General features: G+C 29.9%; 18 protein-coding genes, 1 tRNA gene and 1 pseudogene. 12 read left to right on the top strand and 8 right to left on the bottom strand.

Features of this window, described 5'->3' with window-relative positions:
- Positions 1-10: 10 nt before the first annotated feature.
- The 6 genes from Q0958_RS08330 to Q0958_RS08305 form a co-directional block, all read right to left on the bottom strand.
- On the bottom strand, positions 11-1,324 hold the full coding sequence (locus Q0958_RS08330) for a CsgG/HfaB family protein (RefSeq protein ID WP_299122016.1): 1,314 nt from the start codon (positions 1,322-1,324) through the stop codon (positions 11-13).
- A gap of 35 nt (positions 1,325-1,359) precedes the next feature.
- Positions 1,360-1,767: a curli assembly protein CsgF gene (locus tag Q0958_RS08325; protein WP_299122015.1), complete on the bottom strand. Its 408-nt coding sequence runs from the start codon at positions 1,765-1,767 to the stop codon at positions 1,360-1,362.
- Positions 1,768-1,785: 18 nt separating this feature from the next.
- Entirely contained in the window at positions 1,786-2,514 is a 729-nt protein-coding gene (locus Q0958_RS08320; RefSeq protein WP_299122014.1) for a CsgE family curli-type amyloid fiber assembly protein, read from the bottom strand.
- A 25-nt stretch (positions 2,515-2,539) separates the two neighbouring features.
- Positions 2,540-2,980 carry a hypothetical protein gene (locus tag Q0958_RS08315; protein ID WP_299122012.1) on the bottom strand — a complete coding sequence of 147 codons (441 nt, stop codon included), beginning with the start codon at positions 2,978-2,980 and terminating at the stop codon, positions 2,540-2,542.
- Positions 2,981-3,047: 67 nt separating this feature from the next.
- Positions 3,048-4,052, bottom strand: coding sequence for a hypothetical protein (locus Q0958_RS08310; RefSeq protein ID WP_299122011.1), 1,005 nt, complete (start codon positions 4,050-4,052; stop codon positions 3,048-3,050).
- A 414-nt stretch (positions 4,053-4,466) separates the two neighbouring features.
- The gene (locus Q0958_RS08305; protein WP_299122010.1) at positions 4,467-6,653 is read right to left on the bottom strand and encodes a glutamine synthetase III; all 2,187 of its coding nucleotides are present in this window, start codon (positions 6,651-6,653) and stop codon (positions 4,467-4,469) included.
- A gap of 184 nt (positions 6,654-6,837) precedes the next feature.
- Between Q0958_RS08305 and Q0958_RS08300 the strand changes: the two genes are divergently transcribed.
- On the top strand, positions 6,838-7,848 hold the full coding sequence (locus Q0958_RS08300; RefSeq protein WP_299122009.1) for a glutamine synthetase beta-grasp domain-containing protein: 1,011 nt from the start codon (positions 6,838-6,840) through the stop codon (positions 7,846-7,848).
- A gap of 55 nt (positions 7,849-7,903) precedes the next feature.
- Here the strand turns inward: Q0958_RS08300 and Q0958_RS08295 are convergent, their stop codons facing one another.
- Complete coding sequence (locus Q0958_RS08295; RefSeq protein WP_299122007.1) at positions 7,904-8,845, bottom strand: calcium/sodium antiporter; 942 nt, start codon at positions 8,843-8,845, stop codon at positions 7,904-7,906.
- A gap of 946 nt (positions 8,846-9,791) precedes the next feature.
- Between Q0958_RS08295 and Q0958_RS08290 the strand changes: the two genes are divergently transcribed.
- The 4 genes and pseudogenes from Q0958_RS08290 to Q0958_RS08275 all read left to right on the top strand — a co-directional run.
- Positions 9,792-9,944, top strand: coding sequence for an SsrA-binding protein (locus Q0958_RS08290; RefSeq protein ID WP_235273229.1), 153 nt, complete (start codon positions 9,792-9,794; stop codon positions 9,942-9,944).
- 13 nt (positions 9,945-9,957) lie between these two features.
- Positions 9,958-10,185: a DUF2007 domain-containing protein gene (locus Q0958_RS08285; RefSeq protein ID WP_150900405.1), complete on the top strand. Its 228-nt coding sequence runs from the start codon at positions 9,958-9,960 to the stop codon at positions 10,183-10,185.
- 78 nt (positions 10,186-10,263) lie between these two features.
- A tRNA-Arg gene (locus Q0958_RS08280) sits at positions 10,264-10,337 on the top strand.
- Positions 10,338-10,583: 246 nt separating this feature from the next.
- A pseudogene (locus tag Q0958_RS08275) lies at positions 10,584-10,700 on the top strand (ATPase); the annotation flags it as partial.
- 35 nt (positions 10,701-10,735) lie between these two features.
- Here Q0958_RS08275 and Q0958_RS08270 read toward each other — a convergent pair.
- Positions 10,736-11,425 (bottom strand): hypothetical protein, encoded by a 690-nt coding sequence (locus tag Q0958_RS08270; RefSeq protein ID WP_299122005.1) that lies wholly within the window; start codon positions 11,423-11,425, stop codon positions 10,736-10,738.
- Positions 11,426-11,771: 346 nt separating this feature from the next.
- Between Q0958_RS08270 and Q0958_RS08265 the strand changes: the two genes are divergently transcribed.
- The 7 genes from Q0958_RS08265 to Q0958_RS08235 all read left to right on the top strand — a co-directional run bounded on the left by Q0958_RS08265 (position 11,772) and on the right by Q0958_RS08235 (position 17,369).
- Complete coding sequence (locus tag Q0958_RS08265) at positions 11,772-11,969, top strand: hypothetical protein (protein WP_299122003.1); 198 nt, start codon at positions 11,772-11,774, stop codon at positions 11,967-11,969.
- Between the two features lie 269 nt (positions 11,970-12,238).
- Positions 12,239-13,873, top strand: coding sequence for a hypothetical protein (locus Q0958_RS08260; RefSeq protein WP_299122002.1), 1,635 nt, complete (start codon positions 12,239-12,241; stop codon positions 13,871-13,873).
- 1 nt (position 13,874) lies between these two features.
- Positions 13,875-14,540 (top strand): response regulator, encoded by a 666-nt coding sequence (locus tag Q0958_RS08255; RefSeq protein ID WP_299122000.1) that lies wholly within the window; start codon positions 13,875-13,877, stop codon positions 14,538-14,540.
- A 209-nt stretch (positions 14,541-14,749) separates the two neighbouring features.
- Positions 14,750-14,899, top strand: a complete 150-nt coding sequence (locus Q0958_RS08250) for a hypothetical protein (RefSeq protein WP_299121999.1) — start codon at positions 14,750-14,752, stop codon at positions 14,897-14,899.
- 6 nt (positions 14,900-14,905) lie between these two features.
- On the top strand, positions 14,906-15,685 hold the full coding sequence (locus Q0958_RS08245; RefSeq protein ID WP_299121997.1) for a hypothetical protein: 780 nt from the start codon (positions 14,906-14,908) through the stop codon (positions 15,683-15,685).
- Between the two features lie 13 nt (positions 15,686-15,698).
- A complete protein-coding gene (locus Q0958_RS08240; protein ID WP_299121996.1) occupies positions 15,699-16,094 on the top strand; it encodes a hypothetical protein in 396 nt (131 codons plus the stop codon).
- 3 nt (positions 16,095-16,097) lie between these two features.
- The gene (locus Q0958_RS08235) at positions 16,098-17,369 is read left to right on the top strand and encodes a beta-carotene 15,15'-monooxygenase (protein WP_299121994.1); all 1,272 of its coding nucleotides are present in this window, start codon (positions 16,098-16,100) and stop codon (positions 17,367-17,369) included.
- Positions 17,370-17,372 lie beyond the last annotated feature (3 nt).

Genomic DNA, 17,372 nt, shown 5'->3' with positions numbered 1-17,372 from the left:
TGAATTTCTTTTAAAAATAGATATTAATACCCGCACCAAAACGCCATACTAAATCGTTTTTCTCACCAACTATTTGCCTATCCAAGTTATCACTTAGCAGCATGTTGTATTCTCCATTTACAAAAAGCCCAACCTTGTTTGTAATTAAATATTCTACTCCAAGTCCGCCTTGGAATTTGAAAAAAGTATCTTCTAAATTTTCCCTTGATATGGATCCTACTCCTCCATAGATATAAGGTGTAAATCTTTCATAAGGTAAGATTGTATATTCGAAATTAAGTCCAGAAGTTATAAATGTTTCATGAAAAGTTCTCTTATTATCTAATTCAAACCTACCTAGAGTTACCCAAAAATTAAATTTGGGATCATTAAGCATATATTTAAACTTTAAATCGAAGCCAAATTGATAAGTTGGACTAGCATAATCTCCGCTAATTCTTGAAGTCCCCATACTTGCTCCCACTGCAAACTTCTCTCTTCTTTTTTCTTCTTTTCTATTAAACAGCTTAGTGTTCTGAGCCTCTTCCTTTTCTTTATTATACACTTCTTTTATATAATCTATAGCCGGCTTCCCTCCTTTTGGCTGCCATATTCCATCTACTATTCCCTCAACTATTAATAAATCTACCGCCTTATCTATTGCTTCTTTAACCGCCAATTGAGAAGGTTCATTTTTTGTTACGCCTGTTTCAGCTTCTAATAGTCTTCTTAAGGAAACATAGCGATATAAATTTGCTGATATTCCTTGAGAAAGTATTGTTTTTGAAACATAAACATTCTTTAAAATTTCTCCTGTTGAAGTAGAAACAATTCTTAAATAAACAGTTATTCGATCTTGGCGATATTGATTTGATGCACCTACACCAAAATATCGCAAACCAGAGCCTCCTGTAATTATATTAGAATCATACGAAACAACCCCACCTTCTATAATTGTACCTGCAAAGAGTAATGGTGGCATGGTTACTTTTTTTCCATTTGCATACTCTTGCCTTGTGTTTCTAATTATTTGACGCTCATTTAAAAGGTTTCCTATATTTTCCCTTTCTATAGGTCTAAACCAACCCGACTCTTCTAATGATTTTAATAAAATTGTTGTACCTCCTTGCGTTACTGCAGTACTAAATGTAGATCCATTTTGCACAGGCTTGTATTGCCCTGTTTGATCTCGAAATTTATAAACTCCTACAATAATTTTATTCGCTGGTAAAAAACTTTTAGCTAAGGCTTCTGGAGATGTATTTTCTCCTATTCTTGCTTTAGTTTGTACAAATGGTTGATTAAAATAAGTCCCGCAGCTTGTTAATACACATAATATTAACATGTAAATTATACTTATACATTTTTTCATAGTTATTTTTAGTTACCGTTAGGGATTGTAATTTGCGTCTGTTCTCCTGTAGTAACATTAAGTATACTTACATTCAAACCATTAGTACCTGGTGTAATTTCTACCACCAAATCTCCAAAAGTATAGGTACCTACTGTTAAATTCGTATTTCCTAATTGTTGTTGAAACAAACTTTGCGATAAAGAGCTCAACAGTCTATTATTTAAACTATTAGTGAAATTTTCTAAATTAGTTGGTACATCTCTTTGATTATCCTCCTCCTCGGTAAAATCGTTTTGTGCTGTTACCGATGCTATAATTTGCTGATAATTAAAAGTATCTCCTCCAAAAAAAGGACTTATTGGACGGTAAACTAAATCTTGTGAATACACAAAACTTGTTATAAAAAACAAAATAAACAGTAATTTTTTCTTCATAATAATATTTTAATTGGGTTAAATTTTATTTTGGAAAGTTGTTTTCCTTGTTTGGTTATATCTTCTTAGTTTCCTCATTGCATACACCACATTAGACTTTAAATAATCTTCTGTAGGTCTTGCGAAAAACTCATGCACCTTCTTTCCATCTACCTCTACCGATATCATACTACTTCGACCAAGCGCTGGTTTTTCAACTATCTTTATAATAAAGGGGTAATTTTTACCTGTTACTAAATACTCTTTATAAAAAAAATCATGATAATCTTTACCTATTCTTGTAATTGCTTCATCAATTACAATTCCCCTAATTAGGTATTGTTGTTCACTAACTTCTTGTTTTCTTTTTACAGCTTTAATTTTTTGTCCTAAAAACAATGTATCTCGATGTATTAATTTATTCTCATACTTAATGAATAAATACACTCTCAACTCCTCTCCTTTTTTCATGTTTATTTTTATAGTAGACAACTGTTTTTCTTCACTCGGTTTCAAAGAAAAATCATTTGTTTGATCACTTTTAGAATAATTCCCAGAAACTCCTTTTTTTAGAGCTACAAAGTTGTAATTAAGCTTATCTATAAAAAACGCTTCCTCATTTACTACCAGAGCTGTTAATGTTAAAAAATCGTCTACTTTAATTAAATTTATTTTTCCTTTTACATTACGTTTACCGAATTCTTGAGAATACACATAAGACAAACAAAAACAACTAATTAAAACTAAAAACAAATTTTTCTTTTTCATCTCCTTTCAACTGATTTATTAGACACTAATAATTAATTATACTCATTCTTGCACCTCCAAACTGTGCTATTTTTAGGTTTTTAAATATTGAATTTGTTCCTTGAATTCTCAATGAGTTTTCATTTCCCGTTTGTAAAATTCCTAAGTCTATAGACATGGTATTTCTATAATTTATAAACTGGTAATTATTCCTATCTCCTATTTGATAAACCTTGTGCTTCCCTAATGAAGCTCTATCGTCTATTTTTGCTATATTTTCATCACCTATTTGCTTTAACGAAATTGTACTTATTACTTCTTTTGACTTTGTTTTAAAATCATAGGAAAAATCACCAACTATATTTAAATTATTTAATTGCAACTCTTCATTCGAAAAATAACTTGGTAGTTTCTCATCTTGCCCTTGAACAGCAGTAGCTAGAATCATAAACATAAAAGCAAAAACTACTCTCTTAAATGTTAACATTTTTTCTTTTTTTTATAAATTATATAAAATATGGAGTGAGAAAATAATCTCACCCCATATAAAAATCTTATATACCTCCTGGCCCAGTTTGAGTAACCTGAGCTGTATTCATATTACCTTTTTGCAATACACATGAAGCATTACTACCTCCTTGTAAAGCAGTTTGATTTACTTGAGAACGGTTTTGATTACCTAACTGATTAACTAAACTACAGTTATTTCCTCCTTGTGAATCTTGATCAACACATGATTTGTTATCATCTCCTACTTGGTTAACTGTAGAGATATTACAAACTGTTGGATCATCAGTAATTGTTACCTGAGTTTCTTCAGACTCATTATTATTACCTGTTTGGTAAGCAGACGCGTAGTTATGAGAACCTGTTTGATTTTGCTCTATAGAGTTACCATCTCCTACTTGATTAGCAAAAGCCTCACTACCACTAGAACCATTTGGTCCACTAGACTGGTCTTGAACAACCGAATTGTTGTTACCCCATTGGTATAAAGCAGCTTTATTATTATCATATCGCTGTTTTTGAGAAGCTTTATTCCCATCTCCTACTTGTAAGGCATATGTTAAGTTTCCTTCAGCATGCCCAACTCCTATATCTACTTTGGCATAGTTATCATTACCTCTTTGGAAAATACGAGATGTATTGTCATCACCATATTGTTTAATATTTGCTCCGTTTCTTTGACCTCCTTGATCTGTTGAAGCTAAATTACCTGTTGGTGGTGCAACACTACCAGCAGTATTGTTTTGTCTTATTAACGACATATTACGATGACCACTTTGAGTTGCTTTCGCCTCATTGTTATCACCTACTTGCTGAATACTAACTTTATTCTTATCTGCTGGAATAAAGCCATCTGGAGCACAATCTGCTTGTACTACTTCACACTCTGGACATGTTGGCCTTTCTTGTAAAGGTCTCTCCATTGCATGCTCTGACACTCCAGCCTTTTTAGCTATAGCTCCTTCATTTCCTTGACTTGTTTGAACATTTCGAGCCTGCGAAAATGCCATACTTGTAGCTAAACATAAAGCTACTATTAATAATTTTTTCATAATTAATAATTTTAAAATACGTTAGTTAAATTTTTAACACACCATATTTATCCGCTATAACTAAGTTTATAACGATTATGGGGTGCTATTAAAATTGGGGTAGAATAAAATTACTAGGGTAAAATGATATGACTGAGGTGTGTCATCTTTTCATTTTCATCAACCTATTATATTGTTATAAAGGTAGTACTAAAAACTATATATAGTTTGCGTGTTTAAACATAGCTAAGATACAAATTTTAGCCTTTTATTAAAATAGTAATCAACAACATAGCTTTGTTTTTCATTTTTCAAAAAATTAAAAAAACAAGGAATTATAGGGGAAAGAAAGAGAATTTTTATTCTATAACAAGCATAAAAAAAAGGGGTTTTCCCCCTTTTTCAAACAAGATATTTCTTTAAATAGCATCGTATTTATCTTGTAAAAAGTAATTCTCTATATTTAGCCAAGGGCCATAAATTATCATCTACCATCAACTCTAATTTATCGCAATGATAACGTACTTTATCAAAGTAAGGCTTTACTTTATTACAGTAATGAAATGCTTTTTTATCTGAATTACTCATTGCATTCCCTTTCTTTCTTTCTTCAATCATTAAACTTACTAAATGATTTATTTTTTCAATATGCTCAGAAATTGACTCAATAAGAGTCATTTGCTCCTTTGCTATTGTTTTAAAAGAAGTTCCATAAATTTCTTTTAAACCTTTCACGTTATCTACCAAAATATTTTGGTATTTTATCGCTGTTGGCACTACATGATTTCTAGATATATCAGCCAAAACTCTGGATTCTATTTGTAGTCGTAAACTATATTCCTCTATTTCTATTTCATAACGAGCCTTACATTCTACTTCATTCATTATATTCATCTCTTCATACAAATGAATTGTAGGCTTTGATATTTTAGCCTGTAATGCTTCTGGCGTAGTTTTATGATTACTTAATTTTCTCTTTTTTGCTTCTGCTTCCCATTCTTTTCCATAACCATTTCCTTCAAAACGTATACCTTTTGAAGCTTTTATATATTCTCTTAAAACATTAAAAATAGCATCATCTTTTTTTACTGAATGCTTATCTATATAAGCATCTACCTCTTTTTTAAACTCGATTAATTGTTTTGCTACAATAGTATTCAATACAGTCATTGCATTAGCACAGTTTGCTGTTGAACCTACTGCTCTGAATTCAAATTTATTTCCTGTAAATGCAAAAGGTGATGTTCTATTTCTATCTGTATTATCTAATAATATTTCTGGAATTTTCCCTACTACATTCAACTTTAAATCAGTCATTTCTTTAGGGGAAATTTTACCTTTAGTTACATTTTCTAATTCATCCAATACGGAAGATAATTGAGACCCTATAAAAACAGATATAATTGCTGGTGGTGCTTCATTTGCACCTAAACGATGATCATTACTAGCACTTGCAATAGAAGCTCTCAATAACTCTTCATAATCATTTACCGCCTTTATTGTATTGATAAAAAAAGTTAAAAACTCCAAATTACGCATTGGCGTTTTTCCTGGACTTAATAGATTTACTCCAGTATTTGTTGCTAAAGACCAATTATTATGTTTTCCTGATCCGTTTACTCCTGCAAATGGTTTTTCGTGAAAAAGTACCTTGAAGGAATGTCTTTCAGCTACTTTTTTCATTACATCCATTAATAAAGAATTATGATCTACTGCTAAATTTGCTTCTTCAAAAATAGGAGCTAATTCAAATTGATTTGGAGCTACCTCATTATGACGTGTTTTTACAGGAATACCTAACACTAAACTCTCTTGCTCTAAATCACGCATAAAATTCAAGACACGTGTTGGAATAGTTCCAAAATAATGATCATCTAGTTGCTGTCCTTTTGCTGATGAATGCCCTAGTAATGTTCGCCCGGTTAAACTAATATCTGGTCGTGACTTTGCCAAAGCCATATCTATTAAGAAATACTCTTGCTCCCAGCCTAAAGTCGCATTTACCTTATTTACATTTTTATCAAAATATTTTGCTACTGCCGTAGCTGCTTTATCTACTTCATGCAATGCTCTTAATAAAGGGGTTTTGTAATCTAACGCCTCTCCCGTATATGCTACAAATACCGTTGGAATACATAAAGCTGTACCATAAATAAAAGCTGGTGAAGTTGGATCCCAAGCTGTGTAACCACGAGCTTCAAATGTATTTCTAATTCCTCCGTGCGGAAAACTAGACGCATCTGGTTCTTGTTGTACTAATTGTCCACCATCAAAACGCTCCATAGCCCCTCCTCCATCTATTGGCTCAAAAAAAGCATCATGTTTTTCTGCTGTGGCTCCTGTTAATGGTTGAAACCAGTGTGTATAATGTGTAGCTCCTTTTGACAATGCCCATTCTTTCATACTAAGCGCTATCTGATCTGCAATTCCTCTATCTATCTTAGTACCTAGCTCAATTGCATTCTGAACTGCATTATAGGCTTCTTTCGTCATGTGTTTACGCATAGCTTGCTCATTAAAAACATTTTGCGCAAATAATTCTGATCTTCTTCCTTTTTCTTCAACCAAAATTGGTTTTCTATGTAATGTTTGTTCTAAAGCTCTAAATCGGATAGTAGACATTTTTATTATTTTACTATTAAACCACCTCAAAAATATCAAAAATATATTTAACCCTATTTTTTTAAGGGTTAAATTTAAATTAAAGTTAACATTTTTAAAAACACCCCTAAAAATTTTAGGGTATAAAAAAAATAACACATATTTGCATTGTAATTAATTCAAAAACAATAACAAAATAAAAATCATGACTAGATCTAAATTAGAATACATTTGGTTGGATGGTTATTATCCAACTCAAAACATGAGAAGTAAAACTAAAGTTGTTGAAGATTTTAGTGGGAAATTAGAAGACTGTCCAATTTGGTCTTTTGACGGTTCATCTACAAGACAAGCAGAAGGAGGAGATTCTGACTGTTTATTAAAGCCCGTAGCTATTTATCCAGACCCAGCTCGTGAGAATGGTTTTTTAGTAATGACTGAAGTATTAAATGCTGATGGAACTCCACACGTATCTAATGCTCGTGCTAAGATTGATGACGACGATAATGATTTTTGGTTTGGTTTTGAGCAAGAGTATTTCATCATGGACACTCACACTCAATTACCTTTAGGATTCCCTATTGGAGGATACCCTGGACCTCAAGGAATGTACTACTGTTCTGTTGGTGGTAAAAACACACATGGACGTGATTTCGTTGAAGAGCATGCTGACCTATGTATTGCTGCTGGTTTAGTTTTTGAAGGAATTAATCAAGAGGTAGCTTCAGGGCAATGGGAATTTCAATTATTCGCTAAAGGAGCTAAAAAAGCTGGTGATGAAATATGGGTAGCTCGTTATTTATTAGATAGATTAACTGAAAAATTTGGATACTACATTGAATATCATCCTAAACCTGTAAAAGGTGACTGGAATGGTTCTGGTATGCATGCTAACTTTTCAAACACTTTATTAAGAACTTGTGGAAGCAAGGAAACTTATGAAAAGGTTTGTGAAGCTTTTAGACCTGTTACTAAAGAACATATTGACGTTTATGGAGAATATAACGATCAACGATTAACTGGTTTACACGAAACTGCTTCTATTAACGATTTCAGTTATGGTGTATCTGACCGTGGAGCTTCAATTAGAATTCCAATTATTACCGTTGAGCAAGGTTGGAAAGGTTGGTTAGAAGATAGAAGACCTGCTTCTAATGCTGATCCATACAAAGTAGCTGGTAGAATTATCGATACTGTAAAAAGCGCAAAAATCTAATTAGATTTTTAGTTTTTGAATTCATAAAAAATCCCGCAAATGCGGGATTTTATTTTTATGCTAATGTTTGATATACAAAGAAAATATATGCTCCTAGCAAAATGATTCCGTCTTTCCAATTCAAACGTAATTTCTTTGGGAAAAACACTAATGGTAATACTATAAATGAAATAGCTAACATCCAATAGATATCATTATTAATTAAACTTAAAGCATCTGGTTTAACTTCAACAGGAGTAATTATTGCCGTAATTCCTAATACTGCCAAAATATTAAATACATTAGACCCTATTAAATTCCCTAATGAAATTGCTTTTTCCTTTTTTATAACTGCTATTATAGAAGCTGCTAACTCTGGTACACTTGTTCCTACCGAAACTACCGTCACACCAATAACAGCATCACTAACTCCCATGTTCTTTGCTAAACTTTCCGATCCATCTATTAAAAGTTCTGATCCTCCCCATAATCCTAATCCTCCAATTACTAAGAATAGTACTATTTTATACAATGGTAATTCTTCATCATCTTCTGGCATTTCATCTACTACTGCTGTCTTTTGAAAACGCAGTAAGTAAATTAAAAATACAATTAACATAGAAAATAAGATTATCCCTTCATATTGCTGAATTATATTATCAAAAGCTATAAAAAAATACAACAATACAGAAGCAATCATCATTACTGGCCAATCGGTTTTATAGAAACTTCTTTCAACTTCAATTGTTGACAAAATAACTGTAATTCCTAATACCAAACCTATATTTGCAATATTTGAACCTATTACATTTCCAACTGCCAATCCAGTAGCACCTTCCAAAGCTGATTTTACACTTACTATTAACTCTGGCGCTGACGTTGCAAAAGACACAACAGTCATACCAATAACTATTTTTGGTATGTTTAGCTTTAATGACAAACCTACTGCTGCTTTTAACAACCAATTTCCTCCAAGTACCAACAATAGTAATCCTAAGATTATATAAACTAAACTCATATATTTTTTTTGCGAAGATAGCGCTTTGACTCGAAAATACACAAGCTCTAAATCCTCCTTGACAACACTACTTTTTTTAAATTTTTTAAGCCCTCAAAAAATCAAAACCTTAAAAACCCTCTCTTTTCGATCTACATTTTCCTTTACTTTTTTAAAACAAGAAAAAAAAACCCTTTATTTAATTACAACTTAAAACAATAAACAGACTTAAACACTACAAATTAAAATAACAACAAAGAGAATAAAGTTATAACCTTAAACCAAAACAACTTTTTAAACTTTAATTTAAAATTCAATTTAATTATTTCTTTTTAAAAGCTTTGGTGCTATAGTTTCCTTTCTCATATATTCGAAAAACAATTAAGAAATCAACTAATTAAACTAACCAAAAAACACAAAAAAACTAATGATTGTTATCACTTTAAAACTAATTATTATTGCTATAAAAATTGTTACTCTGATTACTCATTTATTCTTTTAATCAAAACTTAAAACCACAATATTATTTTTAGGGAGTTTAAGTTCAGTAATAAATAAAGAAGAAAAATTACAGACCGATTTTAAAGTATTTTATATAAACCATAAAAACTGCTAAAAACATGAAGAAAATTAAAAACTTGTCTATGAAAAGATTTTAAAAGCTATGAACATTTGTTATTGAAAAAGAAATTGTGATTATTATGAAAAGAAAAAGTTAATTAGCACTGGTTTACCCCACAAAATAGGGATTAATAGGATTGTAAAACTATTGTGGGGACTGCCAGACTAACAAAAAAGAACATTAGTAATTTATTTGAATATTTAACACCTATTAGGGTATTACTAAAAATTGATAAAAAAGAAAAAGTAAAACAACTACCTAGCTATTTCTAGGGAGTGAATTGAATTCATTCCCTAGAATAAAACTAATTTTTTTTCAGTATTTTTGATATACAATCAACTTACAATGAAAAAACTAGTATTTAAATTTTTAGCCAAACTAAACAAAGCTCTTTTACCTTCTTTTACTAAAAAAGAATTGGATATTTCTAAGGCTTCAAAATTTCAATTAGCAATTATTGGATGGCGAGCCTTTGTTACAATAAATTCGTTGGATTAAAATTTTTATTATTATGAAAGAACATATAAAAGTTTACACAGGAACTTCTATCTTAATTAACAGACTTGCTTACTTACTTGACCAAGCCAAAATAGCAACTTTAATAAAAGACGATAAAGAATCTGGAAGACTTGCTGGTTTTGGAACTACTGGAGCTTCAAGCGATTTATTTATCTATAAATCTGATTTTGAGGATGCTCAAAAAATAATTCATGACTTTAACGAAGAAGTAAATTCATAGGTCAAATAAAAAATCAAAAAAAACTGTTTTTTTATTTTTTAGAATTAAAAAACATTCATATATTTGCACCCGCAAAACGGCCTCGTGGCGCAACTGAATAGCGCACTTGATTACGGCTCAAGAGGTTACAGGTTTGAATCCTGTCGAGGTCACAAAAAAGAGTATTAAAACTCTTAAAAAACCACATAAGTCTTATGATTTATGTGGTTTTCACGTTTTTAGAAGTTCATCTAATTCGATACAATTTGATTTAACCTGTCAGTTAATCGACAGTTATTTTTCAAAGTGTCAGTTCAACTGACACTTTCATAAAGCACCTTTTAAGAATAGTATAGTTGATTTTTACTTTCGTCTTGATGATTATTAACAATTTAATACAATAACTATGCGAATAAAAACAACTACAAACTAAACTCCATGCAATAACCAACCTCAACGCAAAAGAACTTGAACAACGTTATGTAAAACGAGTGCGTTCACACATGCGTCAACTCTTTAATTTAATAGCATTCTAAAAAGAAAGTAAAGATAAAAGAACCTGAAAGTTTATTTATTTAATACAGATATATTTTTCAATCATATAATTAGTAATTGGCCTTAAGGTTTTTCCAGTTTCAGGGTGCAACCCAACAGAACTAAATAACTCCAATTCACCATTACTATTTTTATAGTACCATACATTAACTTTCCCTCCGGGACCAAAAAAAGGATAATTACAATCGGCTTCAATTTTTTCAAAGTTTTTTATTCTTTCTTCTTTATACAACTTCAACTCACCTATTCCATACTTCTTTGTATCAAAAGAGACCTCTTCATAACGATCTCCCTTCCAAACCATCCAACGCTGCTTCTTTATCGAAAAAACAGAAACACAACTAATTAAAAGAACAACAAAAGACACAACAATAATCAATTTCTTTTTAGAAAATAAACTCCCTTTATCTTCTTCATCATCACCTTCATCAATTAAAACACCTTTTTTATACTTTTCAACATAAGCCTCATAATTATCATAATCCAAAAATTTACATAAAGCTTCTAAAACTTTTGGCTGATTAATTTTTGATTTCTCATTAGAAACATCCCGTAAGCTTTTCTCTCCATAAATAATATTATACTCGTCTTGCAAAATAGTAGACAAATATTCAGAACATCTTGTTTTAGACAATACAACTCCACTTTCTTTTTCAGCTCTTTCTTTAGTTTTTTCAAAAGCTTTATTTACGATTTCTTTATGCATAATAGTTTAGTTTTTGATAATCTAAATTTCGGAAAATAATAGGAAATGTAGCTTCCTAAAACTTTCCCAGTTGTTTCCTTTATTATTCCTAGCCTTCCTATCAATTTTAATTTCATTTGTACAAGAATTGAAGAACTAATCAGCTCAAATACAGCTAACAAAACAATCTTCATTTCTACTATAAGAACTGAGTATTCAGCAGCTTGAACCTGGAAGTGCATTCTCGCTTAACACTCATCTCTTACACTTCCAAAAGGCCTTTTAAAAAATGTTTAAACACATCATAATTGATTCGATGAAATAATCGAACAGCAACACTAATGTTTAAAATTTAACACCAAACAAAATGAAAAAAATAGGATTAATAATTTTTACGGTTTTTCTCAATTTAATATTATTCTCTTGTACAGACGAAGATGAAATCATAAAAAACGATACCAAATCAACAATCAATAAAGAACTACAATCATCAACAGAAACTGAAAAATGTTGCGACGAGGAAGAAGACATCATCCCTCCTCCTCCTCCTCCGAAAGGGAGTTAATAGTATTATTTTAAAAGAATGAAGCTTATAGCTTCATTCTTTTTACCTTGCTAACCATTAAAAAAAATAAAAAGAAGTCTATTAATCATTGCTATTACCTTCAACACAGTTTTAATTTCGTGCACAGATAATAACATACTTATAAAAAAACACAGTCAAAAAAGAAAACAAAAAATGTTGCGGAGAAGGTGGTGAAATTTTACCAACTCCTCAACCAAAAAGAATTAAATTTCAAAATATCTTTTTATAAGTTTTACTACCTTAGAGGAATGAAAAATTTAAAGAAATCATTTCTCTTTTTTACAATACTTTTTTACTTTTCTTCATATAGTCAACAAGCAATCGATAGTACAAACTATTATTTAACATTACTTCAATATCCAGAAAAGAATAAAGACCTCTCAGGAGCATACAAATACATCCAGCTAAATCAAAAATTAACTTTAAAAAATAAGGATACTTTAAAAGCTATTTACAATCTTTATTTATTAGCCAATATTGAATTTAAGATTGGACTATATTCTGAAAGTGAACAAACAGCTATTGCTGCATTAAAACTACAAAATAGTATTAGCTCCAATATATATCAAATAACGCTATACAACCATTTAGGTAAAATAAATAGGTTAAAAAAAGACTACAATACAGCTATTAGGTATTATGAAAAATTAAGTAACCTACTTAAAGAAAACATGCTAAATGAAAAAATGGCTTTACATAATAATTTGGGCGTTCTTTATACCCATAAAAAAGAATACAACAAAGCAATACGAGAATTAAACAAAGCATTTAATTTAAGTTTAAAGATAAAAGATAGTCTTAAAATTGCAAAATCACTTGATAATCTTGGATACACTCAAAGCAAGTTAAAAATTGATAGTGGCCTAATCAATATGAAAAAAGCACTCAAATTTCGTAAGTTCAAACAAAAATCAATTTTAATTTACACAAGTATCAGTCATATTTTCAACTATTATTTTGATAACAACAACAATGACAAAGCTTTAGAGTACGCTAAAAAAGGATACCTTTTATCTAAAAAAATTAATATCCCTAAATACAAACTTAATGCACTTAACAACTTTGTAAAACTAAAAAAAGAAAAATATTTCTTAGACTATATAAACCTAAAAGACAGCATTGATAATTTAGAACAAGCTAAAAGAAGGAAATTTATTTCTGCTAAATATAATTATACACAAGAACAACTAAAAGCAAAAGATAGCGAACTAAAAGCAGAAAAGCAAAAAAAATTAAAGCTTTTATATCAATCCATAGGAGCATTCATATTCTTACTATCAATAGGAGGATATTTCTTTTACAGAGAAAAAAACAAAAAGAAAATAGTAGAAAACGTAATTAAAACAGAAGGAAGAATTTCAAAAACAGTTCACGATGTAATTGCAAACGACATATACCAGGTAATGTCAAAAATACAATCAACAAATAATATAACTGACGAAATTTTAGATGACCTAGATGAAGTATACAACAAAGCAAGAAACATTTCTAGAGATAATTATGTTATAAATAACGAAATGAATTTCCTTGAAATTTTAAACGATTTATTTGATAGCTACCGTACCAATAAAACTTCAATAGCTTCACAAGCAAATACTGTTGATTGGAAAGGTATTTCAATTCATAAAAAAAATATGCTATATAGAGTATTAAAAGAATTAATGACGAATATGTCTAAATATAGCCAAGCAACATTAGTTACAATAGCATTTAAAAAAAATGGAAAAAAACTAGAAATACTATACAAAGACAACGGAATAGGAAGTGTATTATCCAAAAAGAATGGATTATTAAATGTGGAAAACCGTATAGAGTCCATCAACGGAAAAATTACTTTTGAATCAGAACCATCAAAAGGATTCAAAACAAAAATAACCGTTTAGTATGTATAAAAAAGTATTGGTAGCAGAAGATATGGACGACATCAACAAAGGTGTCTATACAATGTTAAAAGAAATAGGAGTTACAAAAATAGATCAAGTACAGTATTGCGACGATGCCTTTCTAAAAGTCAAAAAAGCAATTCTAGACAAAGCGCCTTATGACTTACTAATTACCGATTTATCGTTTAAAGATGATTATAGAACTCAAAAATACAAATCAGGAGAAGAATTAGTAAAGGCACTGTATGAAAAAAACATAAAAATGCCCGTAATTGTTTACTCTGTAGAAGATCGTTTGCAAAGAGTAAGAAACCTCATACATAACTACAAAGTAAATGCTTATGTATGTAAAGGACGTCATGGTTTAAAAGATCTTCAAAAAGCAATTAATAACATTCCTAACAACAAACCTTTTCTCTCATCCTTGGTTGAAAAAGCAATAAAAACATCCAATAACAGTAATATCGATGAGTACGATATACTATTAATAAAAAAAATAGCTGAGGGATATACAGACAAAGAAATAAGCCTTTATTTCTCACAAAACAATATTACACCTAGTAGCGTAAGTTCAGTAGAAAAAAAGATAAATAAATTAAAAGATCTTTTTCGAGCAAAAAACAAACCGCACTTAATCACATTAGCAAACGATTCTGGTTTTATATAACCTTTTTAAATTCCTTCTTCAATTTAAACAGCAATACAAACTGTTTATTTTTAGGAAATATAAAAATTAGTAAATATGTTATTCTAATTGTAGGAATAACATATTTTTTTTAACCCTCTTTTTAGAAACTACAATCAACTTGTGAAAAACCGTAAGGCTTTCTTTTTCATTTAATTTAAGTTTGAAACACTAAACTTAAATTAAAAATTATGGCAGTAAAACATACACCAACAGGGGAAATTCATAGAGGACAAAAAGGAGGAACTACTGGATGTGGATTTAACACACAGGATCACCCAGAACATTGGACTAACTCTAGTAGTAAAATTACTTGTAATAAAAACGGATGTAAAAATTAATTTATTATGAGTTTTTTAAAAAGCGCTGTAAATCAAGTTGGTCGAGATTTAGGAAAAGTAGTCAGTAATCAACTTTTTAATGATAATCACTCCACACCATACCGAAGAGCTATCAATAATAAATCAGTTCGCACTCCATATAAAACAGATTTTGATAAAGCCATCAACTTCCAAACGGGGCACAAACCCAATACTTTAATAATAAAACTTTCAGGCCTATATACTACTATCAAAAATGAAGCTAACGGCTTTATTTCTGATGGTTATTTAGACACTTCAGAATCCAATAAGTTATTTAACATGATTACTCAATTCAATAATAAAGTTGATGACGTATGTGATATCCTTGAAATTGATGAACAATCAAATAAAAAAGAGATTAACCAATTAACAACTTTAGTAAACAAAGTCAATAATTTATTTAATGAAACTTTAAAAATATCTGCAAACGGTTGCTTACATAGACAAAATGAACATAAAGAAGCTGCAAACAGTGTAGAAAACATTTCATTTAGTAAATATCTTGGGCTAAATCTTATTTGGTTGGGAGGTTATTCTAGAGGTGGTAAAAAATCAATTACAAATGCAATAATAGCTAACCTAGCAGATTTAACAACTTTAACCTTCCCTTTAACAAGAACCTATCTTTTCATAAAAGGAATATTTACCTACTCAAAAGAAAACAATCGTAGAATAAAAGTTAAAGAAGCTCTTTTAAAGTTAGCAGAACTTGAAGGCAAAAGAGCTGAAACATATTTAAGCATAGGAAATAAAAAACTTAACTAAAAACCAACTACAAATGCATAATATATCAGAAGAACTTAAAGCCCATTTCTTAAGATTATACAGCATGGCTTTTACAGATGATAACTTTCATCATTTAGAATTAAAAATGCTTTACGATTTTGCTAAAGAAAGAGGCGTTCCTAAAGAAACATTAGACAACCTTTTACTTAACCCTTCTTCAATTGAGAAAAACATACCTGAATCATTAATTCAAAAAATCACATATTTATATCAACTCAGTCAAATGATTTGGGCAGATGGAAAGGTAGACGACAACGAGCGTAACACACTTAAAAAATACATCAAGTTGTTTGGATTTAAAAACAGTAATATAGATGATTTATCTAATTATTTTTTAAACACAGTTGAAGAAAAAATACCTCTAGAAAAAGTTTTAAAAGAATTATAAATCATGCTAAAAAAATTAAAAGATTTGGTGCAAACAAACACAAGTGTTGCTACACAAGAATACCAAAATACCAAAGTAATTAATTTAGATGATCGAGAGCGAAAACAAACTTATCATGAAGCTGGATTTAGAGACAGTACTAGAAATTTTGGCGATAAAACTGCCCTTAACATATGTTTGCAGGCCATTTATGCAAAATTTCAAAATGAAGAAAAAGAAAATGAAATAAAACAAGAAAAATATAGAGAGCCTCTTAGAATCCAAAAATTAGAAAAAGAAACTGAAGTAAAAACAAAGTCCGTAGTAATTAACAATCTAGTTGAGAAAAAAGAAAAAAGAAAAAATACTATTGAAATTTTAAAACATGAAATTGCAGACATACCTAACAATCCTGAAAAATATGGCATAGACGCAAAAAAAGGAGCTTCAATTAAATTCTGGATTGGAATAGCTTTAATAATACCTATAACCCTATACTTAATCACATTCTATGTTTCTACAGCATACTCCGCTTTTTTCAAAAAATTTGAAATAGGAGACGGTGTCATACAATCAATTCTAGATGCAAATGCTTTTACAAAATCATGGAATGACGGACCACTAGAAGGAATGTTCGTTACATTTATTCCATTTGTTTTTATGGGATTAGGCTTTTTAATTCATATGTTTAGTGAATATAAAAGCATAAGTAATTCTTTAAAAATAACTTCTTTATTCATAGTTACTTTTATATTCGATGCAATATTGGCATATCAAATAGAGAATAACTTATATGACCTTACAAGAAGTATAAATTCTCCCGAGTTTTCTTTATCAATTGCATTCCAAAAAGTAGCCTTTTGGGGTATTATTTTCGCGGGCTTTATAGTATATATTATATGGGGGTTAGTTTTTGACTTTATAATGAAAGAACATAAAGAAAAAGACAAAATAAAAATGGCTATAGTTCAACGCAATAGCAAAATTAAAATAGAAAAAGAAAATCTAGAGCTATTAGACAACAAACTTCATGAATTAAAAGAAAATGTCGAAAAGGTTAAAGGAAAAATAGAAGAATTAAAAAGACTCATAAATGGTGTTATAATTCCTATTAAAGAATATCATTTATATGCTTCAGAATATATGCAAGGCTGGGTCACTTCAATTAACCAAAACTTACACGGCTCATTTAACAAAAAGAAAGACCTTATTCATGAATGTAATGAAACTTACAATAACCACATAAAAGAAGTAGGTTCAAATAATGACTATCAAAATAAAATTTTTGCATCTTAATAC

The sequence above is a fragment of the uncultured Tenacibaculum sp. genome (assembly GCF_947499065.1).
GTDB lineage: Bacteria > Bacteroidota > Bacteroidia > Flavobacteriales > Flavobacteriaceae > Polaribacter.
This window is presented reverse-complemented; position numbering and strand designations above follow the sequence as displayed.